The sequence below is a fragment of the Robbsia sp. KACC 23696 genome, assembly GCF_039852015.1.
In the GTDB taxonomy this organism is placed as follows: domain Bacteria; phylum Pseudomonadota; class Gammaproteobacteria; order Burkholderiales; family Burkholderiaceae; genus Robbsia.
In genome coordinates, this window is sequence record NZ_CP156626.1 from 571,990 (window position 1) to 585,692 (window position 13,703).

At 58.6% G+C, this 13,703-nt stretch carries 13 protein-coding genes; 8 read left to right on the forward strand and 5 right to left on the reverse strand.

Features of this window, described 5'->3' with window-relative positions:
- The first annotated feature begins 39 nt into the window (after positions 1 to 39).
- Positions 40 to 900 carry an alpha/beta hydrolase gene (locus tag ABEG21_RS02285; RefSeq protein WP_347555665.1) on the forward strand — a complete coding sequence of 287 codons (861 nt, stop codon included), beginning with the start codon at positions 40 to 42 and terminating at the stop codon, positions 898 to 900.
- Positions 901 to 1,140: 240 nt separating this feature from the next.
- Positions 1,141 to 3,585: an autotransporter domain-containing protein gene (locus ABEG21_RS02290; RefSeq protein ID WP_347555666.1), complete on the forward strand. Its 2,445-nt coding sequence runs from the start codon at positions 1,141 to 1,143 to the stop codon at positions 3,583 to 3,585.
- 312 nt (positions 3,586 to 3,897) lie between these two features.
- Here ABEG21_RS02290 and ABEG21_RS02295 read toward each other — a convergent pair whose 3' ends face one another.
- The 3 genes from ABEG21_RS02295 to ABEG21_RS02305 all read right to left on the reverse strand — a co-directional run bounded on the left by ABEG21_RS02295 (position 3,898) and on the right by ABEG21_RS02305 (position 6,330).
- Positions 3,898 to 4,875, reverse strand: a complete 978-nt coding sequence (locus ABEG21_RS02295; RefSeq protein WP_347555667.1) for an NADP-dependent oxidoreductase — start codon at positions 4,873 to 4,875, stop codon at positions 3,898 to 3,900.
- 293 nt (positions 4,876 to 5,168) lie between these two features.
- Positions 5,169 to 5,834, reverse strand: coding sequence for a carboxymuconolactone decarboxylase family protein (locus ABEG21_RS02300; protein WP_347555668.1), 666 nt, complete (start codon positions 5,832 to 5,834; stop codon positions 5,169 to 5,171).
- Between the two features lie 82 nt (positions 5,835 to 5,916).
- Positions 5,917 to 6,330 carry a cupin domain-containing protein gene (locus ABEG21_RS02305; protein ID WP_347555669.1) on the reverse strand — a complete coding sequence of 138 codons (414 nt, stop codon included), beginning with the start codon at positions 6,328 to 6,330 and terminating at the stop codon, positions 5,917 to 5,919.
- Positions 6,331 to 6,690: 360 nt separating this feature from the next.
- Here ABEG21_RS02305 and ABEG21_RS02310 point away from each other — a divergent pair, with 360 nt between their 5' ends.
- Positions 6,691 to 7,671, forward strand: coding sequence for an aldo/keto reductase (locus tag ABEG21_RS02310; protein WP_347555670.1), 981 nt, complete (start codon positions 6,691 to 6,693; stop codon positions 7,669 to 7,671).
- A 96-nt stretch (positions 7,672 to 7,767) separates the two neighbouring features.
- Positions 7,768 to 8,661 (forward strand): LysR family transcriptional regulator, encoded by an 894-nt coding sequence (locus tag ABEG21_RS02315; protein ID WP_347555671.1) that lies wholly within the window; start codon positions 7,768 to 7,770, stop codon positions 8,659 to 8,661.
- Between the two features lie 77 nt (positions 8,662 to 8,738).
- Here the strand turns inward: ABEG21_RS02315 and ABEG21_RS02320 are convergent, their stop codons facing one another.
- Complete coding sequence (locus tag ABEG21_RS02320) at positions 8,739 to 9,656, reverse strand: LysR family transcriptional regulator (RefSeq protein ID WP_347555672.1); 918 nt, start codon at positions 9,654 to 9,656, stop codon at positions 8,739 to 8,741.
- A gap of 172 nt (positions 9,657 to 9,828) precedes the next feature.
- Here ABEG21_RS02320 and ABEG21_RS02325 point away from each other — a divergent pair, with 172 nt between their 5' ends.
- From ABEG21_RS02325 to ABEG21_RS02335, 3 genes are all read left to right on the forward strand, one after another.
- Positions 9,829 to 10,593 carry an SDR family oxidoreductase gene (locus ABEG21_RS02325; RefSeq protein WP_347555673.1) on the forward strand — a complete coding sequence of 255 codons (765 nt, stop codon included), beginning with the start codon at positions 9,829 to 9,831 and terminating at the stop codon, positions 10,591 to 10,593.
- Positions 10,594 to 10,664: 71 nt separating this feature from the next.
- Positions 10,665 to 11,420: a pirin family protein gene (locus ABEG21_RS02330; RefSeq protein ID WP_347555674.1), complete on the forward strand. Its 756-nt coding sequence runs from the start codon at positions 10,665 to 10,667 to the stop codon at positions 11,418 to 11,420.
- A 67-nt stretch (positions 11,421 to 11,487) separates the two neighbouring features.
- Positions 11,488 to 12,456 carry a VOC family protein gene (locus ABEG21_RS02335; RefSeq protein ID WP_347555675.1) on the forward strand — a complete coding sequence of 323 codons (969 nt, stop codon included), beginning with the start codon at positions 11,488 to 11,490 and terminating at the stop codon, positions 12,454 to 12,456.
- 53 nt (positions 12,457 to 12,509) lie between these two features.
- On the opposite strand, the gene ABEG21_RS02340 is transcribed toward ABEG21_RS02335, so the two are convergent.
- Positions 12,510 to 12,995, reverse strand: a complete 486-nt coding sequence (locus ABEG21_RS02340) for a VOC family protein (protein ID WP_347555676.1) — start codon at positions 12,993 to 12,995, stop codon at positions 12,510 to 12,512.
- An 88-nt stretch (positions 12,996 to 13,083) separates the two neighbouring features.
- Between ABEG21_RS02340 and ABEG21_RS02345 the strand changes: the two genes are divergently transcribed.
- A complete protein-coding gene (locus tag ABEG21_RS02345) occupies positions 13,084 to 13,683 on the forward strand; it encodes a TetR/AcrR family transcriptional regulator (protein ID WP_347555677.1) in 600 nt (199 codons plus the stop codon).
- The last annotated feature ends 20 nt before the right edge of the window (positions 13,684 to 13,703 follow it).

Below are 13,703 nucleotides of genomic sequence, written 5' to 3' on the forward strand. Positions count from 1 at the left end.
TTTCTCATCGTGCTAAGTCGTTTTCGGACCGTCTTTAAAATGAATGTATATCGTGCGTTGACGCTCTGTGCCTCCCTGAGTTTCGCCTTGATCGGATGCGCGCTTGACGATGACCCGAATAGCTTGATGGCAGCGCAGGCGCATGCACGACAGATCGCGGCCGCCGCTCGCTTGCAGCGTATCGACATACCGACAGCCCGCTACACTATCGCGACGTTTTCGCGCTTGCAGAGCGCGGACAGGCCGATACGTGTCTACATTGAAGGCGATGGCCTGGCATGGACGCAGGTCGATCTACCGTCGCTCGACCCAACGCCGCGGCAAGCTACGGGCTTGCTGCTCGCGGCCAGCGATACTAGCGACAACGTCGTCTACCTCGCGCGCCCATGTCAGTTCGTGGAGGGACCGGCGCGTCACGGGTGCCGTATTCCCGATTGGACGGATGCCAGGTTTGCGTCACGAATTGTCGATGCAGAGAACGCGGCGCTCGACACATTCGTCGCGCGAGCCCCAGGACAGGGCGTCGAGCTGGTGGGCTATTCCGGCGGCGGCGCGATAGCCATCTTGATGGCGGCCCGGCGACATGACGTCATGTCGATCCGCACCGTTGCCGGAAACCTGGAGTCAGAAGCGGTCAATCGACTTCATAAAGTCAGTGCGATGCCCGCATCTCTCGACCCGTTGAACGTGGTAGGGCGCGTCGCGACGATTCCGCAAGTGCACTTTACCGGCGCACGCGATACGGTGGTTCCTCCCGTGATCGCACACGACTTCGTCGAGCGGATACAGCTTAGCCATGGCCGCTGTGCAAGCACCGTCGTGGTTCCCGAAATGTCACACGAAGGTGCCTGGGCTTCCGTTTGGCCGGCCTTGTTGCAGCGGCCATTGTGCGCGACTTAGCCCCCCCGAGCGTCTATTCAATAGGTGGCACGGACAGACAAATCAAACGGTTGTATGAATGTATTTGCTGTATCTAATTTGATACAAAGCATGTCGCGACGAAAAATAACCATCACTTATTAAAACGAAAATAAAACCCGTGATGATAAAGTTTCGATCGAAATCTCGTCGTAGTACAAGCATGTCGATGCGCTACCGGGGACGAGAGATTGCATCTGAACAAATCGAATTAAAAAACCAATGAATCGCATTTTTCGTAGCGTCTGGAGTCATCGTCTGCAATGTTTCGTGGTGGCAGACGAGCGTGCAAGATCAAACGGTAAGTCGTCTTCCTCAGCATTGCGTCGTATCGCTCCCATACTGGCGGCCAGTGCGGCGATGATGGTGCTGTCCGAGCAAGCGCATGCGGTTCCGGTGACGTCTCCCGCGTGCTCCGATTCGTCCACTAGCACTTGCACGTTCTCCTCAGGCGGCGTTTATACGAATGCGAGCGGCAATACCGTGACAGCCACGGGTGGCACGGCGTTGCCTTATGCTGTTTATGTCACCAATGGCACGACGCTGACGAACTATGGCACGATCGATGGCACCTCGGCAGGCTATGACGCTGTACAAGTTGGTAACGGCAGCGGTAATACGCGCGTTGGTACACTTCAAACGTTGAACAACTACGGCCTGATCACGAGCACGAATGGGGCGTCGTTCCCGAGTTCGGCAGGAACGGCGATCGATGTGATTGCGAACAGCAATGCGTCCGGATTAGTGATCAACAACGCCGGCACGATTACCGGGGGCATGTTCGCGATCGTTGGGAACAGCGAAACGGTCACGCTCAACATTCTGGGCACGACGTCGGCGATCAATGGAGACGTATATGGCGGTCTGATCACGGTTAATCTCGCGACGGGCGCCACGTTTACGCAGGTGAACGACTTTGGCGTCAGCGCATTGAACATCGCGGATGGCGCAACATGGGTGGTTGGCGCAACGCGCAATACGTCGTTCAATCTGTCCAACGCTATCACGACCTACAATGCTACGGGCGTCACTAACGCCGGCACCTTCGAAGTGCAGGCGAATCAGACTCCAACGATCGACGGTAATTACACGCAGACGTCCACCGGTGTGTTTCGTACCGATGTAGGAACCGACGGCACGTATGGCAAGCTGAATGTAACAGGCACCGCAACGTTCGCCGCCGGCACGACGATCGACGTCAACGTTGCCAATTCGTCGTTTAATTTCACCACTGCTGCGCTGAGCGGCATTATCACCGCCGGCACCTTGGTTCAGAGCGGCTTCACCGTGACGGACAATTCCTTGCTGTTCAACTTTGTACCGGTCGTGAGCGGCAACACGGTCGGATTGCAAGTGGTAGCGGCATCGACCAGTGGCACCGGAACGGGAACTGGCACTGGCAATGGTACTGGTACTGGTACTGGTACTGGTACTGGTACTGGTACGGGAAGTACCGATACGGGCAGCAGCGGAACATCGACAACGAGCCCTGTCACGACTACGAGCAATACGAGTGGTGCGGATTCCGTCACGTCGTCCGTCTCGATACAGCATGCGAGCGCGGCCCGTGGCGCGGCTGGCGTGCTTGACAGTTTCGTGGTCAATTTCGCGGCAAACGGCACGACCGGTAACAGCGATATGGATACGGTGATCAGTGCAATGGGGCGCTTGTCGACGGCTGCGCAGGTAAGCAATGCCGCCAAGCAGACGCTGCCGGTACTGGCAGGTAATGCTGTTGCGGGCGTACAGGATACGTTGTCGCAAACCCAATCGGCGGTATCGGCGCGGCAGAGCACGCTGACGGGGATTTCGAGCGGCGAAGCCGTGCTGGCAAACAAAGCCGCATGGGTGAAGCCATTCGGCTCGCATGCGGCCCAAAGCGGATACGACGGCTTATCCGGGTTCCAGGCAAACAGTTTCGGCTTGGTCGCGGGAGCGGACGCCAATGTTTCCGGCGCAGATCGCGTCGGCGTGGCATTGGCATATGGTCATAGCCATCTCAATAACAGCGACAGCGATGCGCCGAGCACGGCCGATGTCAACAGCTATCAAGCTATTCTGTACGGCACCCACCGTATCGATGAAATCACGAATGCCGATTTCCAGCTCGACGGTGGCTATCACCGCACGAGCGGTGCACGACTGATCAGCTTTGGTGGCCTCAGTCGTAATGCCAGCTCCGGCTTCAATGGTTATAGCGGGCACGCTGGAATCGGCTTGTCGCGCACGATCCCGCTGCCGTTGAATCATGCCTACTTCACGCCCCGTTTGAGCATGGATTACACGTGGATTCGCGAGGGCGGCTATCAGGAAACGGGGGCCGGTGCGTTGAATCTGAACGTCGGCGGCCATACGACGCAAGCGCTGATTTTCCGCTTCGGTAATCAGCTGGATCAGTACATCACCGACCGCATTAAGGTCTCGCTCTCGCTGGGCGCCGGCTATGACGCATTGGCGCGCCAGAACTTGATTTCATCGAGTTTCGTCGGTGGCGGTGCGACGTTCTCCACGTACGGTGTGCGCCCCAGTCACTGGTTAGTCGATGGTGGGCTGGGTATTTCGGGACAGTTGAGTTCGGCGACGACCTTGTCGTTGGATTACGCGGCGGAAGGGCGGCAGCATTACACCAATCAAACCGTGTCTGCGAAACTGCGCGTGGCGTTCTAAGCGCGGCGGCAATCCTCTCCTCCGCAGCGCCCGCCATATAGCCTTCGCCGCCTACCGCGCCGATGGGCGGATGGGCGCAAGCGGCCTGGCCGGATGGCGCGTCGAGAAAGCCGCAGCAATGGCGGCCGGTCGCCATCCCCATGGTGCCTGAGATCCTGGCGATGCGAAAAAGCCTATTGTCCTGGCGATGCGAAAAAGCCTATTGCAAAGAAGGCTTTCGGTAGTGGCGTTTTGAGATGAGCGCCTGCGGAGGCGGCCGACTACGGCGCGTCGCGCGTCTGCTTCCGTGCGAAGGATGGGTAGGTGAGCAGTTCAAACGCCGGTCGTCAAAACAAGCTTGCCGCGCGCGCGTCCCGCAAGACTGATATCAAGCGCCTCGCGCCAGTCCTCCAAGGCGAAGGTGCGGGCGACGGGTATGGCGAATTGCCCCTTGGCTGCCAGTTGCCCGTAATCACCGAGCACATCCCAGCGCAGTTTGAAACCGCCTTCGGCTTCGACGTTTTCTGCGCCGGTGCGGACGCCGGTCTTCGCTGCGCCTTCGAAGTCGGTGATCGTGATGACGCGTGCGACATCTCCGTCCGCGATGGCGATCAAATCGGGTAGTGCGCTGGGAGTGCCTGCTTTCAAGTTGACGGGCGCCGCGTCCACGAGAACGTCGGGTGTGTAGCCGTCAAGGGCGCGGACTCGCTCTACCATTCCTGCACCGTGCGCGACGACGACGGCCCCCATAGAGCGGAGCGATGGGCCAAATGTCTCGCCGGCCGAGGCGATGACGCGGGCGCCTAACTTAAGCGCCATTTGGACTGCGGCAAAGCCGACCATCGTGCCGGCGCCATTGATGAGGACGGTTTGACCCGCTTGCAGCCCTGACCATGCAAGGTAGCGTGCTGCCGTTTCGACAACCATCGGAAGCGCTGCCGCATTGATATGCGACAGTGCATCGGGAAGCGCACTCCAGTGGTAAAGGATGGCGTAATCGGCCGCGCCGGCAGTGGGATAGTTTCTGAAATCTGCGGGGCCGAACACGGCGTCTCCCACATTGACGTCGTGCACGCCGCTGCCAACAGCGGTGACGATGCCCGATACATCCAGTCCGATACCGCACGGTAATGCGCGAGCAGACATCCCTCGGCAGAGCGCCCAGTCTGCAGGGTTTAATCCGCAGGCATGGACCCGCACCGCGACGCATCCAGCGCCCGGAGAGGGTAACTCCGTGTGTTCGAGCCGAAGTACGTCGGCAGGTTCGCCAAAATCGTGAAAGCGGATCGTTCTCATCGTCTTAGCCGTCATTCGTTCTCCATGCAAAACGTGGCAATAGCAAAAGTCAGTCCCTGACACAGAGACTAAGATGGTTGTCAGTGACTGTCAATGCATGAGTTTCCCGGTCTGGCCATCGGCGCGGGTAAGAACGATCGACGCATGGAGCCGCAGTGTGCGTCTTCCACTCAGGGCGGATTCCGAGAATGTCTCTCCACACGCATCGCCGTTCTAAGTCTCGGCTGCGCTGCGTGTGCGTTGTTCGCAAACAAGAACCACGGTCCACGTACTATCTAGTCGGTGGAAAAGTCACCGCTCACGCCGCTTCAGCCTCTTTTCTTGCTGTCACGTAATCTTTTCAAGGCTTCCTCTGCTCGGGTCGCTGCCGTTTGATCCACGCGTTCCGACAGAACGCCAACGAAATCGACGAGCTGGTTTTCAGTCAAGCCGACATTCAGCGAAATGCCGAGGTGCGATTGCAATTGCGAATCGGCGCCGTCCAACGCGGCGAGCATACTGATTGTCGCAAGCTCCCGGACCTGCCAATCAACGCTATCGCGCGAAAAGATATCGCCGAATAGATGGGTTTTCAAGAACGTCCCAATCGCTGGGGCGAAATCAAAAAGCGCGCCTTTGACGGGCGCCCCGACGAGCGCCGTCTGGTTGCGCGTGCCTACGTCGAGAAGTGCAGCAGCTACCGGGGCAATGTGACTGGGCTCCGGGCCGACAATGTCCGCGAGCCCGCGTTCACGCCGCGTTTCGACGACGTTCATCAATGCACTCAGCGCGTTCAAGCTTCTGGGAAAGCCCGCATAGGCATACGCCTGGACGAGCAGCTCTTTGATGGCATTGATGGGCAGACCCGAATCGAGTCCGGTATGCAAGGCGAGGTTTAATTTTTGCATATCGCCGGATGCGGCAAATGCGGCGATCGGAACGACGGCCTTCTGCGTATCAGAAAGGCGGTTCTCTTCAGATAGTGGGGAAGACACGTTTGAGCACTCCGTCGTTTTTTTTCAAGATGCAACATTGCAGTCGGCCGTCGCGGCGCTATGCTTACCGCAGCGATGTCACTCAGTCTGTGACGAGGTCGCCTGCGTTGTACTGCGCGTCGGTGACGGGCTCCATCCAGTCGACGTTCTTACCATCGACAGACTCGACGATCGCCAAGTGCGACATGGCAACCGTCGGCGAGGCGCCATGCCAGTGCCTGCGCTTGCACGGGCAGCAGATGACGTCGCCCGCGCGGATCTCCGTTTTTGGCCCCCCTTCACACTGCGTCCAACCCACACCGGACAGAACGACCAAGGTTTGACCGAGCGGATGCGTGTGCCAATTGGTACGTGCCGAGGGCTCGAACGTTACGATGGCCCCGCCCGCGGTGCCCGGTGCTTCCACTTGGAACGCGCTATCGATGCGTACAGAACCGGTGAAGTAGTCTGCCGACCCTTTTACGGAGGGCTTGGCGCCATTGCGAATCACATTCATCGTCCAACTCCTTATCTTGTTAAACCGCGTCAGACTTCCAGGAAGTCCAGCGTCATTTTCTGCACCGCATCGGCCATCTCATGGCGACATCATAGGGGGCGTGATCCCAACGATAAAGGCCATAAAACCGCAAGATGTCATGAATGCAGTTCATGAATTTGGGATGCTGTTTTAAGTTGTCGATAGTGCGCGGGCGAAATACGCGCCATGTGTTGCGAACGCATCGATTCATGCATACCATGCATGTCAGCATCCTCGCGCGCAGGGCAATGCCTGACGCCGAATCGTCGGACAATGATTTAAGAAACACGTAACGAGGCGAGCTACGGGTCCGGGATCAATCGTTTCAGGAGATCGGTTGTGCAATACACGCATATGGGAAGAGCGGGCCTGAAGGTCAGCAGACTTGCCTTGGGCACGATGAATTTTGGTATGTCGACTGATGTGGCGGACAGTTTCAGCATCATGGATGCGGCGGTCGACAGCGGTATCAATTATTTCGATACGGCAGACGTGTATGGCGGCTCTCAGAAACCCGGCCTCGAAAAAGGCTATGGCATCTCCGAGCAAATCATCGGAGACTGGCTCGCCAAGAGCGGCAAGCGCAATCGCATCGTGTTGGCGACAAAAGTCTATGAGCCAATGGACACCGGGCCCAACGATCGTCGTCTATCCGCCTATCACATCAGAAGGGCATGCGATGACAGTCTGCGGCGCTTGAAGACCGACCACATCGACGTGTATCAGATGCATCACATCGACCGTCAGACGCCGTGGGAGGAGATCTGGCAGGCAATGGAACTGCTGGTGCAACAAGGCAAGGTCTCCTACATCGGCAGCAGTAACTTTGCAGGGTGGGACATCGCCACCGCGCAGTCGTCTGCGATGGCCCGTCATTTCATGGGTTTGATTTCGGAACAAAGCATCTATAACCTCACCGCGCGAACGATCGAACTCGAAGTCATTCCCGCATGCCGTCACTTCGGTCTGGGCTTGGTGCCATGGAGCCCGCTTGGAGGCGGCTTGCTGGGCGGCGCTTTGCAAAAGGCCGCTGATGGACGGCGGCCTGGATTCAAAGAAAAAGTCGATAAGCATCGCGCGGCGCTGGAAGCGTATGAAGGACTGTGCGAGTCTCTCGGCGAACGGCCGGCCGATGTCGCCACCGCGTGGTTGTTACATAACCCGATCGTCACGGCACCGATTGTCGGACCACGCACTGTCGCGCAATTGCGCGAAAGCCTTCGCGCACTCGACATCACGCTGACGCCCGAGACGCTAGGAAAGCTCGATGTCATCTGGCCAGGCCCTGGCGGAGAAGCGCCCGGCGCGTACGCCTGGTAATCGCAACGCGCTGCCGTGGCACGCGTGCATTCGATCGTTTTGAGATGCATTGACGCGTCGCTATACGCGGCGAAAAGACTGGCGTAAGGCTCACCGATGCAGCGTGAAAATTTCAATGACTTGCTGGCTTTCATCGCCGTCGCGCGCGAGCGAAGTTTCACGCGCGCGGCAGCGCAGCTCGGCGTGTCGCAGTCGGCGTTGAGCCATACCATTCGCGCTTTGGAGACACGCATTGGTGTGCGACTCCTGACTCGCACGACACGGAGCGTGGCCCCAACGGAAGCCGGGGAGCGGCTTCTGCAGTCCGTCCCGTCCTATTTCGACGAAATTGAAGCAGCGTTGAATGCCGTCACGGAATTACGCGATAAACCCGCGGGAACGATCCGCATCACGACGACGGATTATGTGACCCGGACCATTCTATGGCCCAAGCTGGCGAAGGTCCTGCATCAGTTTCCCGAAATAAAAGTAGAGATTATCACCGACTACGGGCTGTCCGACATCGTCGCCGATCGTTACGATATCGGCATACGGAACGGCGATCAGGTCGCAAAAGACATGATTGCGGTGCGCATCGGTCCCGATGTGCGGATGTCGATCGTCGCCGCGCCAGAATATCTGAAGGGCCGTGACATCCCGAAAAAGCCGCAGGACTTAACCGCTCATAACTGCATCAATTTGCGCCTCCCTACGCACGGTGGGTTCTACGCGTGGGAACTTAAAAAAGGAAAGCGCGAATTGCAAGTGCGCGTTGAAGGACAGTTGGCGTTCAACGGCACGTACGAGCTTCTGGCGGCTGCGTTGTCGGGTTACGGACTGGCCTATCTGCCGCACGATGTCGCGAGCGAGCATGTCGAGGCGGGAAGGCTGCAGTGGATTCTGGAGGATTGGTCGCCCACCTTTCCCGGACCGCACGCTTATTATCCGAGCCGTCGTCAATCCTCCCGCGCAATGACGCTGGTCATTGACGCGCTTCGATACACGAGCTGACTGTACCTTGGAAGTCGACGCTGAAGTGCGAGCCTGCCTTGCAAAAGGGCATTGCGATACTTCGTCGAATGGCGATGCTATTTCGGCCATCGCCATGATGGGTCGGAAAGATGCTCCGCAAAGAAATCCGATAATGCGCTGACCTTTGCCGGTCGTGCCCGTGCCGACGGCGTGACGAAATAGAGGCCCCCTTTCGTAAGCGACCAGTCGGTGAGGAGGGCGTCTAGACGGCCATCGCTTAAATACTCGCCGGCGATGAATTCAGGCAGTTCTGCAATCGCCAAACCGTCGAGCAGCATTGGGATCAAGGCATCCGAATTGGTTACGCGCAGCGGGCCGCTCGGCAAGATCGATTGTTCTTCTCCGGCCCCGTTCGTAAAACGCCAGACATCGCTGCGCGCGCGGTACGCATATGACAGACACGGCCGATCTATCAAGTCTCGCGGGTGCTCCGGACGACCATTACGTCTCAAATAATCCGGCGATGCGACCACGTACTGCGTGACGCTACAAATGCGCCTCGCGACCAACGACGAATCCGGCAATGCCGCGATCCGCAGCGCTGCGTCAAAGCCATCGGCGACCAATTCGACCGAAGCATCCGAGAGATGGAGATCGATCGACACTTCCGGATAGGCCCGAAAAAACGTGGGCAGTAGCGGCGCGATCCAGCGCAAGCCGAATGACATCGGCACGGCCAGGCGAACCAGACCGCGAGGCTGCACCGACATTTCGCGCGCATCGTTCTCCACATCGGCTGCGCGGCGATAGACGTCCCCGGCTTTCTCACAAATCGTTCTGCCGAACTCGGTCAATGCCAATTGGCGCGAGGTGCGATTGAGAAGCCGCGCGCCCAGCCGATCCTCGAGGCGGGCAACCGCGCGGGAGACCGTCGCGACCGAAACGTTGGTCGCCCGCGCAGCGGCCGCGAACGATCCTTCCTCCGCCACTTTCGCAAACAGGGCGAGCCCCTCGAAGTCAGGCAGTCTCGGCATCACACCTCATCATTTCAAAAATGCAACGTTGGTTTGCGATTGATTCTATTTCGAAAAGATCGTGCTGGCGATATTCTCCTTACATCGGAACACGCAACACCGACCGCAAAACGCCAAACCCCTTACGCAGGCAGATGCAGTCGTCCCTTAAACACATGAAAGGAGCATCACCATGGCACGCAAACTCGACAACAAGATAGCACTGATCACTGGCGCCACGAGCGGCATCGGTCTCGCTACGGCGCAACGTTTCGCGGCGGAAGGCGCATATGTCTACATCACCGGCCGCCGTCAGGCCGAGCTGGATGCCGCGGTCGATACGATCCGCAGCGCGGGCGGCAAGGTCGTCGGCGTGAGAAACGATTCGACGAAACTCGACGAGCTCGATGCGCTGTATGCGCAGATCAAGGCGGAACAGGGACACCTGGACGTGTTGTTCGTGAATGCCGGTGGCGGCTCGATGGTGCCACTGGGCGACATCACGGAAGCGCATTTCGACGACACCTTCGATCGCAACGTTAAGGGCGTGCTGTTCACCGTGCAAAAGGCCCTGCCGCTGCTTGCAACCGGTGCGTCGGTGATTCTCACCGGTTCGACAGCTGGCAGTGCAGGCGCCGCGGCGTTCAGCGTGTATGCCGCATCGAAGGCCGCTGTACGCTCCTTCGCTCGTAGCTGGATTCTCGATTTGAAGGACCGCCAGATCCGAGTGAACACGGTCAGCCCCGGCGCAACCCGCACCCCTGGCCTGCTGGATCTGGCCGGGCAGGACGCCGAGGCGCGGCAAGGACTTGCAGACTACCTCGCCGCCCAAATTCCCATGGGGCGTCTTGGCAAGCCGGAGGAAATCGCCAGCGCGGCGGCGTTCCTGGCCTCGGATGACGCGAGCTTTATCAACGGCATCGAATTGTTTGTCGACGGCGGACAGCAACAAATCTGAGCGCAGCAAAACGTGGCGGGCGGGCATTCGATCTCGATATTCGGATGTCCTTCTGCGGAAGGAGGTAGGTCATGATCGAACATCGTCCGTTCCTGTCGCTTGGCGCGATCTCGAACCACTGGCTGAAGGCACGGCTGCATTTTCGGCATGGCGATATCGGACGCGCGAGCCATACGCCGCTCGGGCCCTTATTCATCTGGAACGACGACGAATTCGCACCGCATTCCGGCTTCGAATTGCACGGCCACCGCGATGTCGAGATTGTGACGTGGGTGCGCTCGGGCGCCATCACGCATGAAGACGATGCCGGAAATCGTGCGCGCCTCACTGCAGGATGCGTGCAAGTAATGAGTGCGGGCGCCGGCGTGCATCACGCCGAGCGCAACGCCGAAAGCGAGCGAGCGCGGTTGTTTCAGATCTGGCTGCATCCGCGTCAGTCCGGGGGCGTGGGGCAGTGGTCCAGGCAATGCTGTGCATCGGGACGTCGAGAGGGGCGGTTCGTGACGTTGGCAAGCGGCGATCAAGAGGACGTCCGCGCGGGAGCACTCGCGATCAATGCGGATGCGCGAATCCGCGTGGCGACGCTACGCGGCGGCACGACGCTGCTTCATGCATTACCGCCGCCGGGTGCCGCCTATCTGGTGACGGAGCATGGCTGTCTCGATATCGGCGCGGTTCGAATCAGCCCTCGCGACGGAGCCCTTATCCGCGACGAATCCGCGATATCGCTGATGGCACATGACGATACCGACGTCTTCATGGTGGAGCTTTTTGCGCCGGCGCATCTCACGCAAAGCGAGAGGGTTGGACAGTGCACGCCACGTTAGGCATCGTAAATCCAATGGACTGCCTGCTTGTCATAGCGCGGTCGTCTCGAAACGAAAGAGAACAACAATGAACAACATCCGTATATATAAAGTATTGGCTGGTTTCCTGGTTGCGCAATCCGTTTTTACGGCGACTGCTTTTGCCGCCACGCGTGCCGAAGCGGATAACGCCGCTGTCGCGTCGATCTCGGAACATCGACTCGCGGTCAGCGGCATCGATCATGTCGGCATCAACGTCCCCGATGTGAACGCAGCGTCGGCTTTTTTTGAGAAACTCTTGGGCGCGCACGTCGTGTCCGATATGAATCCGGGAAAGATAACGGATGCGTGGAAGGACAAGTTTCGCTGGCATCGTTCCAGCGAGATTCAGCGAATCGTGATGATGCAGCTGCAGGATGGAACGAAGATCGAATTGTTCCAATATGCCGGTCCGGAAATATCCCGGTCGCTGCCGCATGAAGATGATGCCGCTGCGACGCATATCGCGCTGCGAACAACGGATGTCAGCCACAGTCTTGCCGTGCTGAAAGCGATGCGCCTGCGTGTGTTGAACGATCCGATCACATTGCCCGACGGCGAGACCTGGTTCTATTTCCTTACGCCGTGGGGTTCGCAAATCGAACTGGTTTTTATGCCGGATAAGGCCGCCACCGCGCAGACAGGCGCGAGCGCCCGGGCCGACGTGTCGCTGCCACTGGCACAGCGCCTGATCGATACACATTTCAAGATATGGAACGACACCGATCCGGCGGCGAGACGGACCCAGTTCGACGCGGTGTATGCGCCGGATTTGACGGTCGCGGATTATGCCGGCATCGCTAGCGGTTTTGAAGACGTGAATCAGTTGATCGGCCGTGTGCAAACCCAGCATCCGGGGTTTGCATTCACGCCGGATCCGGTGACATGGAATCACGGGTTCGGACGGGTTACATGGGGATACGGTCCGAGCGACAAACCGAACGCGGTGCGCGGCGAAGACATCTTCACGATCAAGAATGGGAAGATCGAGAGCTTCCGCGTTTTCTTGAATAACTGAGAAATCAGTCAACGACGGCGCGGCGTGCCTTTGCCTTTTGCCGCTATCGGCATTCAGCTATCGAATGTCCCGCGGTAGGCCTCCGACGCATCCGAGCGTGTATTGAATTCAATCAGTACACCGCCCGGTGCCCGCAGAAAAAAGCGGGAGCCGCGGTCGTTGTTGAAGATCCCGGTTTCCGCAGCGAAGCCGTCCGAGGCGAGGCTGTCTTTCACGCGCACGATGTCGTCCCGTGTCGCGAACTCCAGACCGATGTGAAACGAGCCGGGCCATTTCACTTCCCCTCTCTGACCGACGTTTTCAGCGAAGGCCGGCGGCCGTGTCTCGCTTTCATCGCGGGACTGAAGGGCCGGTGACGTTGCCGACACGTTCTCGATAACGACATCCATGCCGGGTCGCTTCAAAATGGCGTAGGTATCGCGAGCGATCATCGACACGCTGAAACCAAGGTATTTCTCAAAAAACGCGACCGTCGCGCCCATGTCGTCGCTGGGGAAACTCATGTGGTTCAACTTGGCGGCGGGAATCTGCTGAATCATCACGAAGTCCTTTCTTTATCAATAAGATAGAGCAATAATACGAGCTAATATTCGCATTAACAACTCGCATTTCGAAGGGACGTGACGGATGGATCTGAAGACCCTCAAACCCAGGAAAAGACCGGTTCAAGCGCGCTCGGCGGAAATGGTCGGCGTCATTCTCGAAGCGGCAGCTCGCGTTTTGGAGCAGAAAGGCCTGGAGGGCTATACGACGAACGCCGTCGCCGCTATCGCCGGCGTGAGCGTCGGGTCGCTCTATCAATACTTTCCGGGAAAAGACGCGTTGACAGTCGCCTTGATCCATCGCGAGACGGCGATGCTGATGCACGATGTCTTGGCGATCGACATGCAGCAGGAGGGGCGTGTCGTTCTGCGGGGCCTCATCGCGGCCTGTACGATGCACCAGATGCGCCGACCGATCCTGGCGCGATTGCTGGACTTTGAGGAGGAGCGACTGCCGCTGCGTCAGCGAGACGAAGTCATTACCGCCGACTTGATGGAAATCGTTCAAGCGCTACTGCCGCGACTTCCCCTCGCGGACTTCGAAACGCCACACGTCATAGCAGTGGATATTCTCGCCATCATCCGCGGCATGGTGGATGCCGCGGGAGAGCGCGGGGAGTCGGATAGACGTCGACTCGAAGAAAGAGTGTGCCGGGCGGTGTTTGGATATCTCGATTTGTCTTAGGGACGCTAGCTGCTTGTTTA